General features: G+C 59.7%; 16 protein-coding genes. 8 read left to right on the top strand and 8 right to left on the bottom strand.

Translation table 11 applies throughout. The features are described 5' to 3' along the window. The first annotated feature begins 35 nt into the window (after positions 1-35). Positions 36-1,340, top strand: coding sequence for a guanine deaminase (gene guaD / locus ACX3M4_RS02705; RefSeq protein ID WP_459357060.1), 1,305 nt, complete (start codon positions 36-38; stop codon positions 1,338-1,340). Between the two features lie 33 nt (positions 1,341-1,373). Here guaD and ACX3M4_RS02700 read toward each other — a convergent pair whose 3' ends face one another. After that, the gene (locus ACX3M4_RS02700; protein ID WP_459357059.1) at positions 1,374-2,597 is read right to left on the bottom strand and encodes an MFS transporter; all 1,224 of its coding nucleotides are present in this window, start codon (positions 2,595-2,597) and stop codon (positions 1,374-1,376) included. Positions 2,598-2,666: 69 nt separating this feature from the next. Between ACX3M4_RS02700 and ACX3M4_RS02695 the strand changes: the two genes are divergently transcribed. Together ACX3M4_RS02695 and ACX3M4_RS02690 are read left to right on the top strand one after the other, a co-directional pair. Beyond that, complete coding sequence (locus ACX3M4_RS02695; protein ID WP_459357058.1) at positions 2,667-3,134, top strand: helix-turn-helix domain-containing protein; 468 nt, start codon at positions 2,667-2,669, stop codon at positions 3,132-3,134. A gap of 58 nt (positions 3,135-3,192) precedes the next feature. Continuing rightward, entirely contained in the window at positions 3,193-3,813 is a 621-nt protein-coding gene (locus ACX3M4_RS02690) for a hypothetical protein (RefSeq protein ID WP_459357057.1), read from the top strand. Here ACX3M4_RS02690 and ACX3M4_RS02685 read toward each other — a convergent pair. From ACX3M4_RS02685 to rplM, 3 genes are all read right to left on the bottom strand, one after another. Beyond that, positions 3,783-5,180: an MATE family efflux transporter gene (locus ACX3M4_RS02685; RefSeq protein WP_459357056.1), complete on the bottom strand. Its 1,398-nt coding sequence runs from the start codon at positions 5,178-5,180 to the stop codon at positions 3,783-3,785. The two genes, ACX3M4_RS02690 and ACX3M4_RS02685, sit on opposite strands and share 31 nt — an antisense overlap. Positions 5,181-5,395: 215 nt before the next feature. Beyond that, positions 5,396-5,872: a 30S ribosomal protein S9 gene (gene rpsI / locus ACX3M4_RS02680; RefSeq protein ID WP_459357055.1), complete on the bottom strand. Its 477-nt coding sequence runs from the start codon at positions 5,870-5,872 to the stop codon at positions 5,396-5,398. Between the two features lie 2 nt (positions 5,873-5,874). Next, positions 5,875-6,342: a 50S ribosomal protein L13 gene (gene rplM / locus ACX3M4_RS02675; RefSeq protein WP_459357054.1), complete on the bottom strand. Its 468-nt coding sequence runs from the start codon at positions 6,340-6,342 to the stop codon at positions 5,875-5,877. 327 nt (positions 6,343-6,669) lie between these two features. Here rplM and ACX3M4_RS02670 point away from each other — a divergent pair, with 327 nt between their 5' ends. Beyond that, positions 6,670-7,878: a GGDEF domain-containing protein gene (locus ACX3M4_RS02670; RefSeq protein ID WP_459357053.1), complete on the top strand. Its 1,209-nt coding sequence runs from the start codon at positions 6,670-6,672 to the stop codon at positions 7,876-7,878. 15 nt (positions 7,879-7,893) lie between these two features. On the opposite strand, the gene ACX3M4_RS02665 is transcribed toward ACX3M4_RS02670, so the two are convergent. Beyond that, positions 7,894-8,352: a PaaI family thioesterase gene (locus tag ACX3M4_RS02665; RefSeq protein ID WP_459357052.1), complete on the bottom strand. Its 459-nt coding sequence runs from the start codon at positions 8,350-8,352 to the stop codon at positions 7,894-7,896. A gap of 121 nt (positions 8,353-8,473) precedes the next feature. Here ACX3M4_RS02665 and ACX3M4_RS02660 point away from each other — a divergent pair, with 121 nt between their 5' ends. Continuing rightward, entirely contained in the window at positions 8,474-9,472 is a 999-nt protein-coding gene (locus ACX3M4_RS02660; RefSeq protein ID WP_459357051.1) for a hypothetical protein, read from the top strand. 49 nt (positions 9,473-9,521) lie between these two features. Here the strand turns inward: ACX3M4_RS02660 and ACX3M4_RS02655 are convergent, their stop codons facing one another. Then, a complete protein-coding gene (locus tag ACX3M4_RS02655) occupies positions 9,522-10,865 on the bottom strand; it encodes a ferredoxin reductase family protein (protein WP_459357050.1) in 1,344 nt (447 codons plus the stop codon). Positions 10,866-11,028: 163 nt separating this feature from the next. Further along, the gene (gene bmt / locus ACX3M4_RS02650; RefSeq protein ID WP_459357049.1) at positions 11,029-12,054 is read right to left on the bottom strand and encodes a betaine--homocysteine S-methyltransferase; all 1,026 of its coding nucleotides are present in this window, start codon (positions 12,052-12,054) and stop codon (positions 11,029-11,031) included. Positions 12,055-12,382: 328 nt separating this feature from the next. Between bmt and ACX3M4_RS02645 the strand changes: the two genes are divergently transcribed. The 3 genes from ACX3M4_RS02645 (at position 12,383) to ACX3M4_RS02635 (ending at position 23,258) form a co-directional block, all read left to right on the top strand. After that, positions 12,383-13,921, top strand: a complete 1,539-nt coding sequence (locus ACX3M4_RS02645) for a trimethylamine methyltransferase family protein (RefSeq protein ID WP_459357048.1) — start codon at positions 12,383-12,385, stop codon at positions 13,919-13,921. 353 nt (positions 13,922-14,274) lie between these two features. Next, a complete protein-coding gene (locus ACX3M4_RS02640) occupies positions 14,275-21,876 on the top strand; it encodes an SDR family NAD(P)-dependent oxidoreductase (protein WP_459357047.1) in 7,602 nt (2,533 codons plus the stop codon). A 26-nt stretch (positions 21,877-21,902) separates the two neighbouring features. After that, complete coding sequence (locus ACX3M4_RS02635; protein WP_459357046.1) at positions 21,903-23,258, top strand: aminotransferase class I/II-fold pyridoxal phosphate-dependent enzyme; 1,356 nt, start codon at positions 21,903-21,905, stop codon at positions 23,256-23,258. Positions 23,259-23,292: 34 nt separating this feature from the next. Here the strand turns inward: ACX3M4_RS02635 and ACX3M4_RS02630 are convergent, their stop codons facing one another. Further along, entirely contained in the window at positions 23,293-24,114 is an 822-nt protein-coding gene (locus tag ACX3M4_RS02630) for an SDR family NAD(P)-dependent oxidoreductase (RefSeq protein ID WP_459357045.1), read from the bottom strand. Positions 24,115-24,121 lie beyond the last annotated feature (7 nt).

Genomic DNA, 24,121 nt, shown 5'->3' with positions numbered 1-24,121 from the left:
CGCCAATTGGTCAACCGGAACAAGGATTTCCTGCCGTGGCAAACCAGACCCCGACCCTCCTGCGCGGCAGACTGCTCACCTTTTCGGCAGCCCCCGAAGGACCGGAGGACACCGGCGCTTACACCTATATCGAGGATGGCGCGCTGCTGATCGAAGGGGGGAGGATCGCCGCTTGCGGGTCCTTTGCCGAGATTCAATCAGCTGCAGCGGAAGGCACGGTGACGATCGATCACCGGCCGCATCTGATCCTGCCGGGCTTTATCGATACCCACATTCATTTCCCGCAGGTGCAGGTGATCGCCTCCTGGGCCGATCAGCTTCTCGACTGGCTGAACGACTATACGTTCCCGGCGGAGATGAAGTTTGCCGACCCGGCTCATGGCGCCCGCATAGCCTTCGCTTTCTATGACGCGCTGCTGGCGCACGGGACGACGACCGCCTCTGCCTATTGTTCCAGTCATCCGGCTTCCGTCGACGCCTATTTTGGAGAGGCGGAAGGCCGCGACATGCTGATGCTCGGCGGTAAGACGATGATGGACCGCAATGCGCCTGCCGGGCTCTGCGACACGGCACAGAGCGCCTATGACGACAGCAAGGCCCTCATGGAAAAATGGCACGGGCGTGGTCGGGCGCATTACGTCATCACGCCGCGTTTTGCCATCACTTCGACCCCGGAACAGCTTGAAGCCGCGGGAGCGCTGCTGAAGGGACATCCGGATTGCCACCTGCAGACCCATATCAACGAGAACCACAATGAGATCGCCTTCACCCGCGAGCTCTACCCGGACGCGGCGGATTATCTCGGTGTTTATGAAAGCTTCGGATTGCTGGGTGCGAAGACGCTTCTCGGCCACTGCATCCATATGAATGCTCGGGAAAAGTCCGTGCTGCGGGAGACCGGGTCGGTTGCCGTCTTCTGCCCGACGTCGAACCTCTTTCTCGGCAGTGGCCTGTTCGACAAGGCCGGGCTGGAGGGCACCGGTATCCGCACCGCGATTGCCACAGATGTCGGCGGCGGTACAAGCTATTCGATGCTGCGCACGCTGGACGAAGGCTACAAGATCCTGCAGCTGCAGCGCCAGCGCATGCATCCGCTGACCGGGTTTTATTGGGCAACGCGGGGCAATGCCGAAGCGCTCTCCCTCGCCGACCGGATAGGCACGCTCGACGCAGGAACCGACGCCGATCTGGTTGTGCTGGATGCCAGGGCGACCCAGCCAATGGCCCTGCGCATGGAAACCGCCGGCACCCTGTCCGAAGAACTGTTCGTTCTGCAGACCCTTGGAGACGACCGCGCCGTGGTCCAGACCTACACCGCAGGCGTCCCCCGGAAAGGCTGACCGGCCGGAGAGGATCCGGCCGCCCCCAGCATATCAGCCGACCTGTCCGACCCTGAAAGGACGCAGCACCATCAGGGAGAAACCCGCCAACGCGAACACAAACAGCGCGATCGCCGTCCCCCAGAAGACCACCGGAAACCCGAAGGTCTGGATCGGTGCTGTCAGCAGCAGCGGCGAGACGACCTGGCCAAGGAACATGGCTGTCGTGACAATCCCCGAAACGCTGCCCCGCCGCTCTTCCGGCGCGACCTGCAGCGCCAGCAGCAGGAAGGACGGCTGCACCAGCGAATACCCTGCCCCGACCAGAGCCGCGCCGCCAAGGATCAACGGCCAAATGGCGTCGATGGAGAGCACAGCAAAGCCCGCCCCCATCAGCGCATAGCCGATGCCGAAGGAGGCGGCGAGACCCAGCGCGGCGTTGATGCGCTTGTAGGCGATGGCAACGAAGCCACCAGTCAGCGTCAGCGCCCCAAGGCCCAGGGCCGTGCCGGAGGCGCTGTCGAAACCGTTGCCCGCCAGATAGAACGGCAACTGGCTCGGCATCAGAAAGAACAGCATGACGGTGACCAGCGTCAGCAGCCCGACCACCAGAGAAGGTGCAAGCCATCCCTTGGTCTCCGTTCTTGCAATGGGTCTTGACGCCGTTGCCTTTCCATCTCGACGCTCACTGCGCTCCTGACGCAGCAAAGGCAGCAGCAGGGGAACCAGAAGGACCGGCAGCAGGTAGACCAGGAACGGCAGGCGGGGCGACAATCCGGCCAGCCATCCGGCCAGTCCGATGAACATGAACCCGCTGAAATTGATCGCCGCTGTCTGCCAGCCCATGAAGGCGTTGCGGCGCGGGCCCGAAAAGAGATCGCCGACCAGCGCCACCTGGGCCGTCATGGTGAGGGCAACCGCAACACCCAGCAGCAACCGGCTGACGAGAATCGATTTCAGATCAGGCAGATACACCCCTGCGCTGCCGGCAAGCGCAAACAGCAAGACGCCGGCGAGCAGCAACGGTCCGCGACCGAACCGGTCTGCGGCGAGACCGGCAAAGGGCGCAATGAACACGACGGAGAGCGACGGGGCGGCTACCAGGAAACGGGTCAGATAATCCGCGGCCGGGTCTTCCGGAAAGCTTGCCGCCAGTGCGGGAAGCGCCGGGCTGATTGTGGCATTGGCCATGATTTTCAGGGTTGCCGTCATCAGCAGCGCGATCGCCGCCGTTTCCAGCCACAGAGGCCTGTTTGAGGGAGCTGATGGAGAAGACATGTGCTTTTTCCTTGCTTTTTCTGCAACTGAAGCACAGCCTACAAATTCAAGTCGACTTGAGGTCAAGAGATGAAATTCATGGATATTTCCGAGGTGGCGAAGCAGACCGGTATCGCCGCCTCCGCCCTGCGGCATTACGAAGAGGCCGGGCTGATCACGTCGGTCGGCCGGCGCGGCCTGAAGCGTTTGTTCGGACCGGAAGTCATCGACCAGCTGGCCTTGATCACCCTTGGCAAGACGGGAGGATTTTCGCTTGAGGAGATCAGGGCTATGTTCGGCCCGGACGGGCGCCCCGCCCTGTCACGCCCCGGCCTCCACCAGCGCGCCGACGAACTCGACCGCCAGATCTCCCGGCTGGAAACCCTGCGCGACATGATCCGCCATGTCGCCGAGTGCCCGGCACCTTCGCATATGGAATGTCCGAAGTTTCAGCAGATGATCCGGATCAGTGGGCGCAAGAAGCGTGGTGAAAAACATTCGGCGTTTCTGGCCACCGATGGCTTCCAATCGACCCGGAAAACTCCTAAGTCGAAATAGCTGAGTGCCTCAATTGGGAACTGTGCCGACTGGCTAGATTTTTCGAAGTGGAGCTTGCATGTCGTTTTGGAACTGGCTGTTCCGCAGAAAGAAACCGCCGACAATTTTTCTTGGCGATGTCCAAATGCATTTGGAATGGAACCTCCTCAGCGCTTTCAGTGACGGTTTCCACTACACATGGGCAGATAAGCCGTCCCCTGAAATTCTGCAGGAGCATTTTGCCAACGCGCTCGGATTACCCCGGTTATCGGAAGAAGAACTGCCGCCCCGCTTTGGCGACAAACTGTTTCACTTCGCAATCATTGATCTTCGTAAAGGGTGTTTGGACTCAATCAATGGATCGGATTTTTTCTTACCAATTTTCATCAGACCTTCCGTTACCGTTCATGGTTATCTTATAGACCTACATAGCGGCGATCTGCTGGCGGAAGCCCGTGCAACCCAGAAGCCGGGTTGGCTCCGATACCGCAATCCTCGGATTATCGGCCCGATGCTTTGCGCGCAGTTTCTACCGTTTCCATACTCTCAATCCGACCCGGCAGGACACGCCATGCAGCCTCCCATGTGCGAGGCTGCAGCAATCAAGGTATTGCAGAAACTGGTGAAAACCGCGAAGCAGGCCGAAAAGCAAAGAATTGCACAAAACGCCTATCTTCTTGAGAAAAACAATACGACCTGACGCGCCTGGCGCTGGAAGAGACCCGGCGCTTTCGGCTCCTCGTGATGTTCTTCGACGGAGCGGATCACGCCGCGAACGATGACGATTGCAGCCACGCCGAAGAGGACACCGCCAATGGCCTGTCCGATCAACACACCCGGCGCTCCATAGAGCATTCCGCCGAGCCAGACAAAGGAGATTGTGCCGAGCGTGTGGCGTCCCCAGTTCATCCAGGTCGAATAGAAGGGCCGCCCCAGATTGTTGAAAAAGGCGTTTGCAACGAAGAGCGTACCGTTGAAGAAGAAGGCCAGCGCCAACGGGCCGCAGAAGAGGTAGATCAGTGTCAGCGCGACACCCTCCGCCTCGAACAGTTGCGCAATCGGAGCCCGCAGCAGGAACAGCGCAAGGGCGGCGAGGCCAACGACCATCGCGGTGAATATCAGAGCCTCTCGCAGGGTTCCGCGCACCCTGTCGAACTGCCCCGCCCCGTAATTTTGCCCGACAATCGGTCCGACGGCGCCGGAAAGCGCAAAGATGGTGGCAAAGGCAAGTGGCGTCATGCGCGCGACCACGGCCATCCCGGCAACGGCGCCTTCGCCGAATTCCGCCATGGAACGGGTGACCCATGCCTGACCGATCGGAGTTGCCAGCTGGGTCAGGATCGCCGGGCAGGCAATGGCGGCAATCGGCGGCAGGTCGCGGAAAAGGACCAGAGGCCGCGGCAGGCTGAGACCGCCGTGATAACGGAAGATCGGCGCAATCGCGAAAATGGCGATGGCGACGCGCGAGGCTGCACTGGCAAGCGCCGCACCGGTGAGATCGAGATCCAGGCCGAAGATCAGGATGGGATCGAGCACCGCATTCACGACACCGCCGATGATGGTCGACATCATCGCCCGCCGGGCATCGCCATGAGCTCTGAGGATCGCGCCGCCGGCCATGCCGAGCAGCAGCAGCGGCAGCGTCGGCACGATGATCGCAAGGTAGTGCACGGCAAGATCGTGGGTCCTGCCGACCGCCCCGATCAGCGTCACCAGCGGATCGAGCGCCAGCCAGACGGCAAGCGCGAAGAGCGAACTGAACAGCACGCCCGCACTCAGCGCATTGGACGCCTGCTGGCGTGCTGCCTCCCTGTCCCCTGCCCCGAGTGCTCGCGCCACAAGGGCCCCGGCGGCAATGGCGACACCGATATTGAACGACGTGGTGAAGAACAGGATTGCCCCGGCATAGCCAACAGCCGCCGCCAGTTCGGCCTCGCCCAGCATCGAAATGAAGATCATGTCGACAAAATCGACCGCAAAGATCGCCATCAACCCGACCGAGGCAGTCAGCGACATGACCGTGACATGGCGGAAGAGACTGCCGGTGAGGAATGTCGCCTGTTGCATGCGTGGCCGAAATCCGTTCCGTATTCTTCCGGCCCGGGACAGGACCGTCGCAAGTCGTCACATTGACCGGATTCGTTTCGCGGACAACTCGTAACTAGGTGCGAAATGGAAAACCGGTCCAACTGTTCAGAAAAACGGCCGGCAGCCTTGTCGGCAACAAAAAACCCGCCGGATTGCTCCGGCGGGTTTTCTGAACTGGTATCCAGCTCCGGCGATTAACGCTTGGAGAACTGGAACGACCGGCGAGCCTTGCGCTTACCGAACTTCTTACGTTCGACGACGCGGCTGTCGCGGGTCAGGAAGCCGTTCTTCTTCAGAACTGCGCGCAGTTCCGGCTCGTAATGGGTCAGAGCCTTGGACAGACCATGACGCACAGCGCCGGCCTGACCGGACAGACCGCCACCGGTCACGGTTGCGATGATGTCATACTGGCCAGCACGGTTGGTCAGCATGATCGGCTGCTGAAGGATCATCTGAAGAACCGGACGAGCGAAATACTCGGTGTAGTCCTTCTTGTTGATCACGATCTTGCCGGTGCCCGGCTTGATCCAGACGCGGGCGATCGCGTCCTTACGCTTGCCGGTTGCGTATGCCCGGCCGTTGGCGTCCAGCTTCTGGACGTGGACCGGAGCTTCGGGGGCTGCGGTACCGACCGCGCCGCCCAGTTCTTCCAGGGATTGCAGCTCAGCCATCTTTAAGCCCTCTTGCCGTCATTCTTTGCGTTGAGGCCTTTGACGTCGACGAGTTCCGGCGTCTGAGCTTCATGCGGGTGGGTCGGACCAGCGTAGACCTTGAGGTTCTTCAGCTGCTTGTTGGACAGCGGGCCGCCCGGCATCATGCGCTGCACGGCCTTTTCCAGGACGCGCTCCGGGAAACGGCCTTCCAGGATTGCACGCGCGGTGCGCTCCTTGATACCGCCCGGGTGGCCGGTGTGCCAGTAGTACTTCTTGTTTTCGTACTTGCGGCCGGTGAACACCACCTTGTCGGCATTGATGACGATCACGTTGTCACCAGTGTCGATATGAGGCGTATAGGTCGGCAGATGCTTGCCGCGCAGGTGATTGGCGATGAAGGCGGCCAGGCGGCCGACAACCATGCCTTCTGCGTCGATCAAGATCCACTTTTTCTCGACCTCAGCCGTCTTGGCAGAGAAGGTCTTCATGAGTTTGATCCGTACTAAGCGGTTAAAGAAAGGGTCCGCGCGGCCAGATACCTAAGCCAGCGAACGGACCCTGTATTCGTTCGGAAGCGCTTATACGCCTGCCCCCGGAGACCGTCAAGCGCCCATTTTTCCCAGTTGCACAAAATTAAATATTAAAATCAATAACTTAAAAAAACGGTATCCAGATACCGCATCATTTTCGGTGTTTCTCCAGCAGGATCTTTCCAAATTGGTGGCGCAACCTGCCGATTTCGGGCTCCCGATTTTACGTCAACTTAAGCTCATTTGCGCAGACTGCCGCCGGAAACAAGAAGCGAGCCCACGCCGATGCCCCTCACCAACCTTAAGACCTGGTTCAACAAAACCTCGACGATTGCCGGCCTTGCAGGACTGGTTCTGATCAGCGGTGTTGCCGGCGCTGTTCACATGCTTCTCGACTGGCAGGTTGGAGCCTCGATCCGGCACAACGCGGAAATCAAGGCCGTTACCTGGTCCGACCGCTTCTTTCAAAATGTTCCGAATGCAGAGCAAATGTTTGTCAAAGGCGCAGTAGCACCTGCCAACCTCACGCATCTGGTCGAATCCTTTGCAATGATCGACGTCGTCCGCTTCGAATTGTTCGACGAACATGGCCATCGAACCTTCATCTCCGATGCGTCACGTCTTGAACACGATGAGCCCAGCAGCCCAAAGGCACTGGAAGTGTTCCGAACGGGCCAACCGCATTTCAACTTTCTCCATGACGAAGAAGCCGAGCATCTCGGCGATCCGGACGCCTTCGTTGAAGCCTATGTCCCGGCGGTTACACCAGACGGTCGACGCATCGGGACGATTGAGACCTATGTCGACGTCAGTCCGCTGAAAAGTGCGCTGGAATATGCGTTTCAGCAGATCAGCTGGGTGTTGATCCTTGGCACCACGTTGCTTCTGGCAATTCCGGCCGCCGCCTATGTGCAGCGGACGCGTCAGCTGCGACGGAAAGACCAGCGCCTTCTGGAACTCACCCGCTACGATCAGCTTACCGGCGTTTTGAACCGCAATTCGATCTCCGATCTTCTGAAGGAGAAATTCAAGTCTCCAGAAGACGCGGCAGGCCTCGGCGTTCTCTTCATCGATGTCGACTATTTCAAGCAGGTCAACGACCAGTACGGTCATGCTTGCGGCGACATTTTGCTCAAGCATATTGCTGGCATCCTGAAAGCCAGCACCCGAAGCAAAGATGACATCGTCGGCCGTTTCGGCGGCGACGAATTCGTCATCCTCGCTTCGGGCATTTCAATCGAGGACTTCCGCAAGCTCTATGGCCGGGTCATGGAAGGCGCCAAGACCCCGTGCCGGCATGAGGACAAAAGCTATGTTCCAAGCCTCAGCGTAGGCGCTTACCTGACCGCCCCGGGCGACAGCGAGAAACTGGCTTTGCATCGGGCCGACCTTGCCGTCTACGCCGCCAAACGGCGCGGCCGCGGCCAGGTGGTGGAGTATTCGCACGTCCTGGAAGGCCTTTTCAAGCAGGATGCCGCGAAACAATCGGCCTGACCGGGGGCTCCATGCTTATCTGGGCGGCACCGAATAGGTCGCCGTCGCATGGGCAACCAGGTCTTCCTGTCCCTCCCCGGCAATGGCGCAGTCGACGACAGCGAGACGCTTGCCGAGCTTTAAAAGACGGCAAGTGGCCAGGAGGTCGCCCGGCTCCGGCTTTCTCAGGAAATTGATGTTGAAGCTGGTGGTCACCGCCAGAGCGACCGGACCGATATGGGCCAGGATCACCACATAGGCGGCGAGATCTGCAAGCGCCATCATCGATGGCCCCGACACCGTTCCGCCAGGTCTCAGGTGAAGATCGTTCGCCGACAGACGCACGACAGCCTCGCCGGACGAAACACTGTCGATCGCATAGACCCGCCCGCCGGCATGGATCTGAGGAAATTCCTTGTCGAGCAGGTCCATCACCTGATCAGCAGTCATCACCGGCGTCATCAGCTTCCCCCTATTGCCTTCATTTAAATTCACAAACTGATTTCATCTTACGCGAACGTCAATCTGAAAATTGGGCAAAAGAAAATCCGGTCACACAAGTGCCTCACTTGAAGCCGTCAGTCGCGAAGTCGTTTTTGAGATAAGGATCCAACTTTTGACCAGACTGAACGCAGCCCCAAGCAAACCGTATTTCGTTCACGGTCTGCGTCGCCTTCTTCTGCTTCCGGCTCTTCTTGCCGCAGCCGGATTGCCCCATGCAGCCCAGGCGGACGTAAGGCATTACCTTTATACGAGCGCCGGCGAGTTCGAGGAAAAACGCCCCCTCCTGGACAATCCGGACCTCACCGGTGTCCAGATCCTTTACAACTGGAAAATGCTTGAGCCGGAAAAGAGCCGCTACGATTTCTCCGTCATCGAGCGCCACCTTGCTCATGCCGAGGCACACGGTAAAGGCTTCTTCCTGCAGCTTCAGGACCGCTTCTTCTGGGAAGGCGCACGCTACGTGCCGGACTATCTCCTGGAAGATCCGGAATATGCCGGAGGTCTCGCCCGTCAGGTCGACGATTCGGAAGCGGCTAATCCGACACCCGAAGGCTGGGTCACGGTGCAGTGGAACCCGGCCGTCCGCAAACGCTACCAGGAACTTCTGAGCGCTTTGGCTGAACAGTTCGACGGCCGCATCGAAGGCATTAACCTGCCGGAAAGTTCGATGGATATCGATCGGAGCAAGGACGGAACCGGTTTTACCTGCGACGCCTATTTCGAAGCGACGCTCGAAAACATGACCTTTGCGCGCAATGCCTTCCACAAGTCCGCGGTCGTTCAGTATGTCAATTTCTGGCCTTGCGAATGGGAAAACAGCGAAGGCTACATGAAGCGCAGCTTTGACAAGGCGGCCGAGCTTGGCATCGGCCTCGGCGGCCCGGACATCGTCCCGTTCCGCAAGGCGCAGATGAAGAACTCCTACCCGTTCTTCCATGACTACCAGGACAAACTCCCTCTGATCGCCATGGCGATCCAGGAACCGACCCTGGAATATATCAATCCGGAAACAGGCAAGACCTTTAGCCGGGGTGAATTCATCGATTTCGCGACCGGTTATCTCGGCGTCGACATCATCTTCTGGAGCGCGTCCGCGCCCTGGCTGCGGTAGACGGGCACGCACATAATAAGCCCGGGGTCTTCCGCACGCTCGGAAGGCCTCACTCGGCCGGCTGCGTTCCTGCCGCCCGGCGTTTTTCGATTGCGTAGATGCCCTGATCCCAAAGCCAGGCCGCCAGAGCGTTGAGGCCGACGCCCGTTCGCATCTGGAATTCCTCGAAGTGGAACCGGCTGGCTCTCAGCCCCTTCAGCACCAGCGCTCCCTTGAGGCTCTTGCGCATTGCTGCCGGGCCGCAAAAGAAGACATGTGCATCGCGCAAGGAACCACCGAGATCGGCCTCGATCCGATCCGGCGAGAGCCGCACGCCCTCTACCGAATTGACGATGATCAGTTCCAGATCGTCGGCCTCTTCGGCGATCCTTTCCAGATCGAGCGCATAGGGAATGTCGTCGCGCTCGCGAACGCAATAATAGAGTTTGACCGGTCCCGCTGCACGGGTCTTCAAACTTTCCGCGAAAGCCAGAAACGGCGTGATGCCGACGCCGGCACCAATCCAGACCTGCGGGTCGCGGCTGTTCGGCATGGAAAAATGCCCGAAAGGACCGGATACGGTTGCCTCCATGCCTTCTTTCAATTCCCGGCGCAGACGGCGCGTATAATCGCCGAGATCCTTGATGGAAAAACGCAAGGTGCGACCGTCGCTCGGCGCGGCACTTAACGTGAAAGGATGCTCCTCGGAAAGGCCGCTTCCCTTTATCGCCAAAAAGGCAAACTGACCCGCCTTGTGCTTCATTCCCCGCCCCTTTGGCTTCAGCACCACTTCCGTCAATCCGCCGAGATGAGAGACGGAGGCAACCTTGTAGCCGTGACCGCGCGGGGCCATCGGCCGCAGCAGCGACATCCAGACATAGCTGGCAAGGCCCAGCACGCAGAAGGCAGAGACATAAAGCCCAAGCGGATCGGCATTCGAGAAGGGTTTTTCGATGAAGAAGAAGTGGAATGCTCCGAGGAAGAAGAAGACCCCGATTAGCCGGTGGCTCCATTTCCACAGGTGATAGGGAATGAAGGTGATGACGGAAGCAAGTACCAGGATCAGCAGTCCGTAGAGGCTCACCTCGCCGACATCTTCGGCGGCGCCCGAAAGCAGTCCGCCGCGCAATCCGTCCATTTCCGCATCTATTATGTCGTGGAGGCCCAGGCACACCATCGCAATGATGCCCAGCCACTTATGCAGTACATAGATCCGGTCGAGCGGACCGAATACCGTCTCGAGCCCCGGTGTACGGGTGGCAATAAACTGGTTGATTCCCATCAGGATCAAGGCCGCAACGCCCAGATACTGGCTGAACACGGCAGCAGGATCTCTCACGGCCGCAATAGGTGCAAACCAGTAAACGGGGGCAAGGGTGGCAAGGGCGATCAGGACAAGACCGGTAAGGCGCAAGACTTCATTCCATTTCAGGCTTCGACGTGAAGCGGATCTAAAGAAAAGTTCGGGATGGGTTAGAGGTCTTGTGTGACAGAGGCAATACTTGACGGCTCTTTTTTCAAGAAAAAGGCGCCACGGGGCGCCTTTTACAACTTCGGTTTAGGGAATTTGCGGTCGGTCAACCGCGCCGGCGGCCACGGCGGCGGCCGGCCCCGTCGCCGCCCTCCGCCCGTGCAGCATCCGCTTCCTTGTTCGGCGGCGATACCAGCGGGCCGATTTCTGCGATGACTTCGTCAAGCGTTGGCCGGATACCTGCAGCATGGGCGTCCAGCGCCCCGCGCATGGCCGCCAGATGCACCGGCGAGGTGCCGCAGCAGCCACCGATGATGCGTGCACCCGCATTCAGTGCCATATGGGTGTATTTGGCCATCAGGTCCGGCGTTCCGGTGTAAACGACTTCGTCGCCACGGATTTGCGGGATACCGCAATTGGCCTTGGCAACGACAATGGCGTCGGGATAGGCCTCGGTGATGTCCAGGATCGCGGCCAAAAGGTCGGAAGCTCCAACACCGCAATTGGAGCCGATCGCCACCGGCGTGCAAGAAAACTGTGCCTGCAGGTCGCCAAGGCCTTTCGGCGAAAGACCCATCATGGTCTTGCCGGCCGTGTCGAAGCTCGCGGTGATCACCAGCGGCAGGCCAAGGCCCTGTGCCGCCTCGGCTGCTGCCCTCATTTCTTCAACGGCCGACATGGTCTCGACCCAGAGGATATCTGCGCCGCCTTCGACGAGGGCTTCCATCTGTTCCCGGAATGCGGCGACCCCATCCTCGTAGCTGAGCGCGCCTAGCGGCTGGAACAATTCGCCGGTCGGGCCAACGGACCCACCGATGAGCACTTCGCGCTCGACGGTTCCGGCAACGTCCTGCGCCAGCTTGACGGCAGCGACATTCAATTCCTTCACCCGGCCCTCGGCCTTGTGCAGCTTCAGCCGGTGCCTGTTGCAGCCGAAAGTGTTGGTCAGGATGATATCGGCACCTGCATCAACGAAGGACTGGTGCAACGCCCTGATCTTTGCCGGCTCGTCCGTGTTCCACAGTTCAGGAGCATCTCCCGAGAGGAGCCCCATATCGAAAAGGTTGGTACCCGTCGCGCCATCGGCGAGAAGCGCGCCGTTTTTGGCCAGAAGTGTTTCCAGCTTGGACATTCTGCAGTCTTTCGTCTTTGTGGTGTCTTTGAAATCTGCAATAGCAGACCCCGCCGGGATGTCCATTCTCGTGAACGCCCTCGCTGGAGGTTTCCAGCAAAACCTAGCGATTTCAAACGTCCGCGAGTGTCTTCGGGCGTCGGAAAATATCTTCTGACCGCCGTTTGCCAATTCCGTTCCGGACAAAGCTGCCGGTGGACTTTCCGGCAGAAATGGCGCAACAAAGCGCCATGACGCTTTTACGGTATTGTGCGACGGATCTGGAGCCGGGTAGCAAGGGCTCCTGATCAAGACTACGCGCAACCAAAATCATCTTGGGAGCCACATGATGTCAGACGCCGCCACATCCGGCCGTCGAGGAAGAAGCGCCAGGCGGGAACGCCGGCAGGCAGGGCCCGGCGGGCAAGCCGTCCCCTATATTTCGCGGAATATACCATTCTACGACGTTCTGAGCGACGAAGGCGCTGAGCGGATTGAAGCTCAGGCAGATCGCATCCTTTCGGAAATCGGCATCGAATTCCGGGACGACCCGGAAGTGATCGCCATCTGGAAGCAGGCCGGAGCCGAGATCGACGGCGAACGGGTGCGCTTCCCGAAGGGGATGCTGCAGGAACTGGTGAAGACGGCACCGTCCCAATTCACCCAGCATGCACGCAACCCTGCACGCAACGTTGAAATCGGCGGCAACAACCTCGTGCTGGCTCCGGTTTACGGCCCACCTTTCGTCACGGATCTCGACAAGGGCCGCCGCTACGGAACAATCGAAGACTTCCGGAATTTCGTGAAGCTGGCCTATATCTCGCCCTGGCTGCACCACTCCGGCGGTACGGTCTGCGAACCGGTGGACCTGCCGGTCAACAAGCGCCATTTCGATATGGTCTATTCCCATATCAAGTTCTCCGACAAACCGTTCATGGGCTCTGTGACGGCGCCGGAACGGGCCGAAGATTCGGTCAAGATGGCGCAGATCACCTTCGGCGAGGAGTTCGTCGACCAGAACTGCGTCATGATCCAGCTGATCAACGCCAACTCGCCGCTTGTCTTCGATGCCACCATGCTCGGTGCGCTAAAGGTCTACGCCCGCCACAACCAGGCCTGCATCGTGTCGCCGTTCATTCTGGCAGGCGCCATGAGCCCGGTCACTGTCGCCGGCACGCTCTCCCAGGTTCTGGCGGAAGCTCTCGCCGGCTGCGCCTTGACGCAGTTGATCCGCCCGGGCGCCCCGGTGGTCTTCGGCGCATTCGTCAGCTCGATTTCGATGCAATCAGGTGCACCGACTTTCGGCAGCCCGGAAGGCTCGCTGCTTTTGAACGGGGCTTCCAAGCTCGCGCGCAGATTGAACCTGCCGTTCCGTTCCGGCGGATCCTTCACCGCTTCGAAGGTGCCGGACGCCCAATCGGCGCAGGAATCGGCCCAGACGATCCTGGCAACTCTGCAATCGGGTGTGAATTTCTGCCTCCATGCCGCAGGCTGGCTGGAAGGCGGTCTGTGTTCCTCCTATGAGAAATTCGTGATGGATGCCGACCAGCTGGGCATGATGCATGTCCTGGCCAAAGGCATCGACATCTCAGATGAATCAATGGCGATGGACGCCCTGCAGGAAGTCGGTCCCGGAGGTCATTTCCTTGGAGCGGCCCACACCCAGCGCAATTTCGAAAGCGCCTTTTTCCGCTCGTCGATCGCCGACAACAATTCCTATGAGCAATGGCTGGCTGACGGCAAGCTGGACGCGGCGCAACGGGCAAACGCGCGCTGGAAGGAGCAATTGAGGGCCTATACAGGTCCCGAACTCGACCCGGCTATCGATGAAGCCCTTCTGGCCTTCATGGCCGAACGGAAGGCGTCGTTCCCCGACAGCAACGTCTGATCTGTCTATCAGCATATGGAACGCCCTGCTTCGGCAGGGCGTTTTTTGTTTACAGGTGCAAATATTGTTTCATTTTTGAGTTTGCCGAAGCGACATCGAAAAATCACGTTTTTCGGGTAACACGCCTTCCACGCACGCGCAGCATGAGCTAAGGGTTGCCGGCCCTATGCACCCGTGACAGCTGGAAAGGCATTTGGGCATGCGTTAGACTTGAATTTTGGCGTCGCGGGAAAAACTTGGCCAGGTGGGTTTTCTATTTGAGGGAGCAAGAAGGTATGGCCATCTGCATTTCTTGATTTAATCAATAATAACAACAACTTGATCAGCATCAACTCTTAAAAGCAGGTTGTTCTGTGGCGTCGCTTACATCAAATATCGATATTCTTGGCTTTTCGACCCGTCTTCCCGGAGCAAAAGATAACGCCGCATTCTGGTCGTTGCTGAAAAACGGCGATTGCGCCGTAACGTCCGTATCCAAGGACCGCTGGCCGCTTTCGCGCTTCGGCCATCCTCTACAGAGCACCTCCGGCAAGTCCTATACCTGGGCCGCCGGTCAACTGGACGATGTCTGGGGCTTCGACCCAGCCTTCTTCGGTATTTCCCCGCGCGAAGCCGTGCAGATGGATCCGCAGCAAAGACTGTTACTGCAACTCGTCTGGGAAGCGCTGGAACACGCCAACATCCGGCCGAGTGATCTCGCCGGTACTTCCACCGGCGTCTATGTCGGCGCTTCGTCGCTCGATTACCATCACCGGTTCCTGGTCGACCCGGCCATGGCCGACATGCAGTTCATGACCGGCAACACGTTGTCGATCGTCTCCAACCGCATTTCGTACATCTATGACCTTCGCGGTCCAAGCTTCACGGTCGACACGGCCTGTTCGTCATCCATTGTAGCCCTTCACGAAGCCGTTTCGGCCCTCGAAAGTGGCCAGATCGATACCGCGATCGTGTGTGGGGTCAGCCTGCTGCTCAGCCCCTTCGCCTTTGTCGGGTTCTCCCGTGCCACAATGCTGTCGCCCACTGGTCTTTGCCAGGCCTTTGATGCCAATGGCGATGGCTATGTGCGCTCCGAGGGCGGTGCCGTCATCGTGCTGCGCGCAGCCCGTGCCGGTATCCCTGACGGTGCCAGAAGTCACGGAAAAGTACTTGCGACCGGCATCAACGCCGATGGGCGCACCGTCGGTCTGTCCCTTCCCTCTCCCTATGCCCAGGCGGACCTGCTTCGCGAGATCTATGAAGGCCTGGAGATCCCTCCATCCGATCTCGCTTTTGTGGAAGCCCACGGCACGGGCACCCGCGTGGGCGATCCGGCGGAAGCCGATGCACTCGGAAAAGTAATCGGACAAAAGCGCGAGGCCGCCCTGCCGATCGGCTCCGTCAAGACCAATGTGGGCCATCTCGAGCCCGTCTCCGGTCTGGTCGGCCTTCTGAAATCAGTAATGGCGCTCGAGGAAGACCTGCTCCCGAAATCGCTACACTTCCAGACCCCGAATCCGGACATCCCATTTGAAGATCTCAATCTCAAGGTCGCCGGCGAGGCGGTGGCACTTGAGCGCCGAGCTGACCGGCGGCTTGCAGGGATCAATTCCTTCGGCTTTGGCGGCACAAATGCCCACGCCGTGATCGGCGACCCGGATCCGGTCACCATTGCTGAGGCGGATGCGCCGGTCGATGCACCGCTTGTCATCAGTGCCAGATCCCGGGAAGCCTTGCGAGAGCTGGCCGGAAGATTTGCCGACCGCCTGGAAGAAATCGACGACGTGGCAGGTAGCCTTGTAGCCTCCAGCGTCCACAGCCGGGATCTACTATCAGAGCGGCTGGTCGTTCTTGGCAAATCGACGCCTGAAAAAACAGCTGCCCTGCGCGCATTCGCCGAAACGGGCGAAGAACAGCCTGACACGATAACCGGAAACATCATCAAGCCGAATGCGAAGGTCGGTTTTGTATTTTCCGGCAACGGCTCCCAGTGGGCAGGAATGGGACAGGAAGCCTATCAGGCCGATACTTCATTTCGCAAAGCCTTCGACAAGGTCGACAAGATCTTCATGGGGCTGAGCGGCTGGTCGCTCGTCACGACTTTGTTTGCGGAAGAGCTCGAGGCTGACCTGGAAAGGTCGGAAATAGCCCAGCCACTGCTCTTTGCGATCCAGGTCGGTATAGTCGAAGCGCTTGGGCAACGTGGCATCACGGCCGCCGGCACCGCGGGCCATTCGGTCGGAGAAGTGGCTGCGGCATGGTGTGCCGGTGCCCTCGATCTCGAACAAGCCGTTCGTGTCATCCGGGCCCGGTCCAGTGAACAGGAGGTTGTCCGCGACCTCGGCTCGATGGCAGCTCTGCTCCGGCCTGCCGACCAGGCAATTGCGGCGATCAAGGAAAGCGGCCTGCCACGGCTGGAATTGGCTGCGGACAACAGCCCTCGCAGCGTCACCATTTCCGGTGACAGCGACAGTCTGGACGCCTTTTCCAAGTTTGCGCGCCAGAAGAAATGGGCCATGCGGCGGCTCAACCTCGCCTATCCGTTCCACAGTGCACTGGTCGATCCAATCGAGAAGCCGCTTATGGCCGCCTTGAATGGCCTGTCGTGCTCCGAACCTTCCCTGCCCTTCTTTTCGACGGTCACACCGGACAACAGAAACGTTGAGGTCAACGCACATTACTGGTGGCAAAATGTCCGCCAACCGGTCCTCTTTGCTGCAGCCATGGAGAATATGGCAGCCGAGAATTTCGCTGTTCTGGTCGAAATCGGCCCCAAGCCAGTCCTTGGCACCTATGTGAATGACCTCCTGCGCGCCAAGGGCAAGCAGGCGAAGGTTCTGGAAACGCTCAAGGAACCCTCAAAGAAAACGGCTTCGGTACCGTTAGGCAACCCGCTTGACCGGATTGCCGCCTCCATTCTCGCCCACGGAGGTCAGACAGATCTCGACCGGTTTGTCGGCAAGCGGCCTGCGCGTCTGGTGTCTTTGCCCACCTATCCCTGGCAAAATTCCGAATATCGCCCGGAGAACAGCCCGGAGCAGGTTAATTTCATGTTCGGCCAGACCTGGCCGCTGCTCGGATACCGGCTGCGTCAGGATACGGCTGAATGGTTCAATCACATCGACAGCGGATCCCTTCCCTTCCTCCAGGACCACAAGGTCGAGGACAGTGTCGTGTTCCCGGCAGCCGGCTATCTCGAAATGAGCCTGCGCGCTGCGTTGCGTTGGAACTTGGGCGACCAGATCGAATTGCGCGATTTCGACATCCTGAGGCCGCTCGTCATCGAAGGTGACGAGGTGTGGGAAACGCAGGTCCGCATTTCGCCGGACGACCGCGTTGTCGAAGTCCTGTCGCGGCCCCGCCTTTCCGACAACGACTGGTCGCTCAATGCCCGTGGCACCTTCCTGACACCGTCGACGTCCTCCAGGCAGCCCTGGCTGCACCAGGGGACTGACACCGTTTCCGTGCTCGACAACGATACGCTTTACCAGGTTACAAGAAGCTTCGGCCTGAATTACGGGCCGGTTTTCCGCCGGGTGGACAAGGTCGAAAAGCACTCTGACACCTCTGCCACGGTCAAGTTGCTGGCCCAGGACGAAAGCGTTTCAGAGATCGGTTTCGCGCTGTGTCCAACCCTTGTGGATTCCGGTTTCCACGGCCTGTTCGCACTATTGGACGGTGTGAAGGATGTACCGCAGAACACTTCCTTCCTGCCGATCCGCGTCGGTACGTTCCGCCTGTTGATGCCCGAAGCGAAGCCGGCGGCAGTCCGCATCGAAGTAACAAAGGCCTCGCCACGCTCAATAGAGGCAAGCTTTGAGTACCTGGATGCGGAAGGCCTTACGATCGCGCGTCTTACCAAGGCCCGTTTCAAGGCCGTAACGCTAGGCCATTTCACCCGCCCAGACGATCTCGTTTACCGGCAGATCGCGACCATCCTCCCGGAGAAGGACCGAGTGTCGCCTCTTCGGGCGAGCTTCAAAGGGCTCCGCGACTTTGCAGAAGAGCTTGGCCTTCTGGGGTCAGAAGATCTGGAGCTGGATGACAGCCGTGTCCTGATTGAGGCATTTGGACGAACCATTGCACACCAGACATTGTTCGATCTCTTTGGCGACCGGCGCATTGATTTGCCGGGCCTCGTTGCCACGGGAGAGCTGGATGAAAGCGCCGTTCCGCTTGCCGCGAGCCTTTTGGGCTGGTTGAGAGGCAGTGGGTTGTGCGACGAAAGTGATGATGGCTACCTGTTGTCTGATCCTTCCGGCAATCCCTCTGCTGCCGTGTTACTGCAGGCCCTGACAGAGGTCGGCGGCGAGCACATTGCCGAAGCGGCTCTGCTGGCAAGGCTTTTGACGGGCTTGCCTGAGATACTAAAAACCGGATTGGTGAATACGGTCGGCGAGAAATATTCTTCCAGCCTGTTCGAAGCCTACCGAACCTCTTCGCCGGCGAAACGGGCTCTGTCCGGCGGGCTGCGCGCAGCCGCTGAAAGCCTGACGGCCGGTTGGCCGAAAGATCAGGCGCTGCGCATTCTGCTGGTAGGAGCTGCCAGCGGTCTGGCAGCGGCGATCGACACCAGGATCGATCCGACCTACATGGAACTGACTGTCACGGATGCGAATCCAGCCGCAGTCGGCCGCGGTGAACGTCTCTGGCAGGGAAGCTCCGCCACCAGTTTTGCCGATCCGTCGGAAGGAGAATTCGAGCACGAAAGATATTTCGATCTCGTCCTTTTTGACACCTCGCTCGCCGAGATCGACCCCGACACTCTGAAACGCTTTGTCAGGTCCCTTGTTCCCGGCGGCCTGGTTCTGTGTGCAGAGGCGTTGCCGCATCCGCTCACCGATCTCATCATGGGCGTAGGCAGGAGTTGGTGGGATGCGACGGCGACCGCTGAATTTCCGCTCTCAAAACAGCAATCTGATTGGACCCGAACCCTCGAGGCTGCAGGCCTCACAGCAATTGAAACCGTACCGTTGAACAGTACGCTCGTCGAAGCAGACTTCGTTTGTGCCCGAATGGCCGAAGTGCCGGCAAGCTCTGTCGAGGATGTTGCCGCCGAGGACGAAACGGAGAACAAAAACTATCTTCTGCTGACGGAAACCGAAGGACCGGCCTACCGGCTGGCCGAAGGGCTCAAGGCGTGCCTTGCGCAGCAGGGACACTCCGCCACTTTGCTCGTTCCCGGCGAAGTCACCGAGGAGCTCGGAGACGGCATCTGGAGCGCCGCGCTCGGCGTAGAAGGGGAAACTGACGGCGCCGACGAAGCGTTGCGGCAGTTGATTGCCGCTCATCGGGGACGGATCGTGCACCTCCTCGGTGCCTATGCCACCCGGGACAACGCCCTGACGTCGGTGGACACCCGAGCTCATAGCCTGATGGTCCTGTTGAAAGCGCTTGATGCTGACGGTGGTGAAATCACCCTTCTTGCACCGGCAGGGGCACAGGACATTGCCGGCGGCAAGGCGGCAGCGCCCGAACAGGCCGCGATATGGGCCTTCGGCCGCGTCGTGATGAACGAATATCCCGATGCCAGCCTGAAGTTGATCGACGTTTCGCCAGACCTGGAACCCGGGATCGCCGCGGCCAGGGTCGCGGAGGAGATCCTGGTCGCCAATTGCGAACGCGAAATCGTGCTCGACAGCAAAACCCGTTCCGGTATCCGTCTCGTTAAGGGCGGCGTCCTCTCCGACGCCACCCTTCCCGAAGGCGCCGAGGCGGCAATGCGGCTCGATATCCGGCGCCAGGGCTCCCTCGACCAGTTGTCCTGGCAGGTCGTCGAGCGCAAACCGCTCGGGGCAAAGGATATCGAAATCGCCGTCGAGGCCAGCGGCCTCAATTTCCGCGATGTGATGTGGGCCCTTGGCCTGCTTCCGGAAGAAGCTTTGGAAGACGGTTTTGCCGGCCCGACCCTAGGTATGGAATGCTGCGGGCGTGTGACCGGCGTCGGGCCGGGCGTGACCCGTTTCCAGCCAGGCGACAAGGTCATCACCTTTGCCCCAGCCTGCTTCGCTTCACATGTGACCGTGGACGAGAGCGGCTGTGCCCCGATGCCGAGTACCGTGTCGGCCGAGGAGGCTGCAACCATCCCGGTGACCTTCCTCACCGCCTATTATGCCCTGGTGCATCTAGCCGCCCTCTCGCAAGGCGAAACCGTGCTGATCCACGGAGGTGCGGGTGGTGTCGGTCTGGCAGCGTTGCAAATCGCCAAGTGGCGTGGGGCCAAGATCATTGCGACCGCGGGATCGGAAGACAAGCGCAACACGCTGAAACTGCTCGGCGCCGATGTCGTACTGGACTCGCGCAGCCTCGCCTTCGTCGATGCGGTGATGCAGGAAACCGGCGGTGAAGGTGTTGACGTGGTGCTGAACTCGCTCTTTGGCGAAGCCATGGAACGCAGCATCGAGGTCTTGAAACCGTTCGGCCGTTTCCTGGAGCTCGGCAAGCGCGACTACTACGGCAACACCCGCATCGGGCTCCGGCCGTTCCGGCAGAACCTGACCTATTTCGGGATCGATGCCGATCAGTTGCTGACCCGCCAGCCAAAGCTGGCGGAAGATCTGTTCGTCAAGCTGGTGGAGCTGTTCGAAGACGGAACATTGCGGCCGCTGCCGCATCGCGTCTTCGAGGCTGCAGACGTGGTGGACGCATTCCGGCTGATGCAGCAGGCCGGCCATATCGGCAAGATAGTTATCCGCCCCCCCGCAGTGCCGGAAAGCCTACCGGCAAGGTCGGAGATCTGTTTTGACGGCGACGCCGTTTACCTGATTGCAGGCGGTTTCGGCGGATTTGGCGCGGCACTGCTGCACCGGCTTGCCGACCATGGTGCGCGCCACTTGGCCGTTCTGAGCCGCCGGGGCGATGCCAGCGAAGAGGCGCAGGAGGTCATCGGCCAACTGAAAGAACGCAGCGTCGCGATCACCGGTTATGCCTGCGACATCACCGATGAAGCTGCCGTAAAGAAGACGCTTGTCGCTATCCGCGACGGAGGCAAACCGATAAAGGGTGTTTTCCACACCGCCATGGTGCTGAACGACGTTCTGATCGCCAACATGGATCATGGCGGCCTTACCAAGGTCCTGGCACCGAAAATCCGGGGCGCGGAACTGCTCGACCGGCTGACGGCTGACGATCCGCTGGATCACTTCGTGCTCTATTCCTCGGCCACCACGCTTGTCGGCAACCCGGGCCAGGCCAATTACGTAGCTGCCAATGGCTATCTGGAGGGGCTGGCCCGCCGCCGCCGTGCAAAAGGACGTCCCGCACTCGCCGTCGCCTGGGGAGCTATTTCAGACGCCGGCTATCTAGCCCGCAACGAGGACGTCAACGAGATGCTGTCGCGCAAGCTCGGCCGGCATGCTCTGACGGCCCGGGAGGCTCTTGACGGCCTGATGGCGTTGATAGCCCTGCCGGACAGCAGCAATGTAAGCCAAGCGGCACTCGGCTATGCCAGGATCGACTGGCAGGCCGCCCGCAAGGATCTCGCCCTGGTCGGCACTCCCCTGGTCGGTCTGCTTGGTCTAGGCGACGAGGACGATGCCGGTGCAGACGGTGCGATTGATCTGGCAGCGATGCTGGAAGGCATGGACCAGGTAACTGCAGCAAATACGGTTGCCAAACTGCTTGCTGCTGAAATCGGCAAGATTCTGCGGATTGCACCGGAAGAAATCGACCCGCACAAGCCTCTGTCGGATATCGGCATGGATTCCCTGATGGCATTGGAACTGAGGATGAGTGCGGAACGTCAGCTCGGTATTGATATTCCGCTGATGTCACTCGCGAATGGCGCGACGCTGATTGACTTGTCCGGCCGCGTCGCCAATCGTGTTCTGGGTGACGAAGTCGCGTCCGGAATTTCGGATGAAACCAAGCAGCTTGCCAGCCTGCATATGGATGACGAGCGACCGCAAACGGAAGATCTTTCGGACGTCGCAGCTGAAGTGGAGAACAAGAGCCGTGAACTCGGTTCCTTCCTGTAGGCGGATCAAACAAGGGAATAACATGCATGGGCGCAGATGATCGCGCCAAGCTGATGGACAGCTTGAAGGCAAACCGGCATTCCGCCCGCGGACGCGCCGCCACACCAGCGGAACGCCCGAAAACGGCACCGAAACGCAAGGTTTTCGACTTCAAGGAACTGCCTCAGGTCAAGCAGTTGCAGATGCACCGTGCTGCCGCTGACATGATGGGAATTGAAAACCCCTTCTTTCGGCCGCATGACGCTCTTGCGGCAGGCACCAGTCTTATCAACGGCAGCACCTACGACAACTTCGCCTCCTACAATTACCTGGGGCTCAACGGTCATCCGAAAGTCTCTGAAAAGGCCAAAGCCTATATCGACCAGTACGGCACCAGCGTCTCCGCCAGCCGAATCGTTGCAGGCGAACGTCCGTTCCACGGCGAACTGGAAGCAGCCCTCGCCCGCATTCATGGCGTGGAATCCGCCATTGTCATGGTCTCGGGCCACGCGACCAACGTGACGACGATCGGCAATCTTATGCAGAAAGGCGATCTGGTTCTAACCGACGCCTTCGTGCACAACTCGATCGCTGAAGGGGTGCGTCTTTCCGGCGCCACCCGTATGAATTTTCCGCACGACGATCTCGACGCCCTGGAAAAGATGTTGTCAGATCACCGGCACAAGTTCGAGCGCGTGCTGATCGTCGTCGAAGGCCTCTATTCGATGGACGGCGATTTCCCGGACCTCAGGCGCATCGTCAAACTGAAGCAGGCGTATGACGCCTGGCTGATGGTGGATGAAGCCCATTCCATCGGCGTTCTTGGCAAGACCGGTAAAGGCATTGCCGAGCATTTCGGCATCGATCCGGCGGAAGTCGAAATGTGGATGGGGACCCTTTCCAAGACCTTCTCGTCCTGCGGCGGCTATATCGCCGGCTCAAAGGTCCTGTGCGACTATCTGAAGGTGACAGCGCCGGGCTTCGTCTTTTCCGTGGGCCTTTCCGCCGCTCTAGCAGGTGCTGCGATTGCTTCTACTGAACTGCTGGAACAGGAACCGGAGCGGGTCGGGCGGTTGCAGCAAAATGGTGCGTTGTTCCTGAAGCTTGCACAAGAGGCCGGCCTGAACACCGGACCGAGCGCCGGCTATGCGGTTGTGCCGGTGATTGTCGGCGATTCCGCAGGTGCTGCAATGCTTTCCAACCGTTTGCTTGCAAAAGGAATTAACGCATTACCGATCATTTTCCCCGCCGTCCCGGAAAAATCTGCGCGTATCCGTTTCTTCATCACCAGCGAACATACAGAAGAGCAAATCAGACGCGCTGTGGAAACCACAGCAAGCGAAATGGACGCGATGCGGGCGGACGGAACAGCCGTCGACAGGTTGATCAAGGCAACGAGATAACGCAAGCGCCGGGAAGGCTGGGTTAAGCCGCGGCTTACCGCTGCTTTTCTTCCCTGCGCGGATCGCCATACCGCGGGTCCTGTTCGATTTCCACACCAAAGCCGCGCATGAACAAGTCGCCAATCCGTGTCGGCAACAGGTTCTGCAGGTAGATGCCAAAACCGAGCAGAAACGGAAAGGCGTAAAAAGCCCGTTTCCGGTCGACGGCACGGCGCATCAACCGGGCAGCCTTGTCCGCGGGCATTTCGAGGGGTTTTGAACCCTTGTGTCGGGCGGACATCGGCGAGGTAATGAAACCTGGACAAATAATGGTCACGGAAACACCGAAGGGCTTCAGCCAGCCCCTTAGGGAATGGCCGTAAGCGATGATCGCAGCCTTGGTGGCGCTGTAGCTCGGCATGTCCGGCAGGGGCCGCAGGCCCGCAAGCGAAGAGATCAGCACGATCTGCCCCCGCCGCCGCGTCTGCAGGGCATCGACGATCCCGTTAACCGTGTGGACCACGCCGCGATAGTTCACATCGATCTGCCGGTCACTGTCCGCGTCGGCCTCGCGGGTCCGGTTCGGCCCGAGGCCAGCCGTGACACCTGCGTTGGCAAAGACAAGATCGACAGGGTGCCGGCGGTCGAGGTCCGCAAGATACTCATGCAGCCTGTCGCGGTCGCGAATATCGATGGCCTGGAACTCGCCCTCTGCACCAACCGCTCGCAATTCATCAAGCAACGGCCGCAACCGTGTCTCGTCGCGTGCTATCAGGGCGAAGTAGATCCCCGGAGCCGCGTATTCACGGGCAAGCGCCTGGCCGATCCCGCCGCTGGCGCCGGTAAGCACGATGACTTTACGCGTTTCCCCGTCCATGGCAGCC

Source organism: Roseibium sp. M-1 (assembly GCF_054515675.1).
The sequence above is the reverse complement of the archived record's forward strand: the minus strand, read 5'-3'. Positions and strand labels throughout refer to the sequence as shown.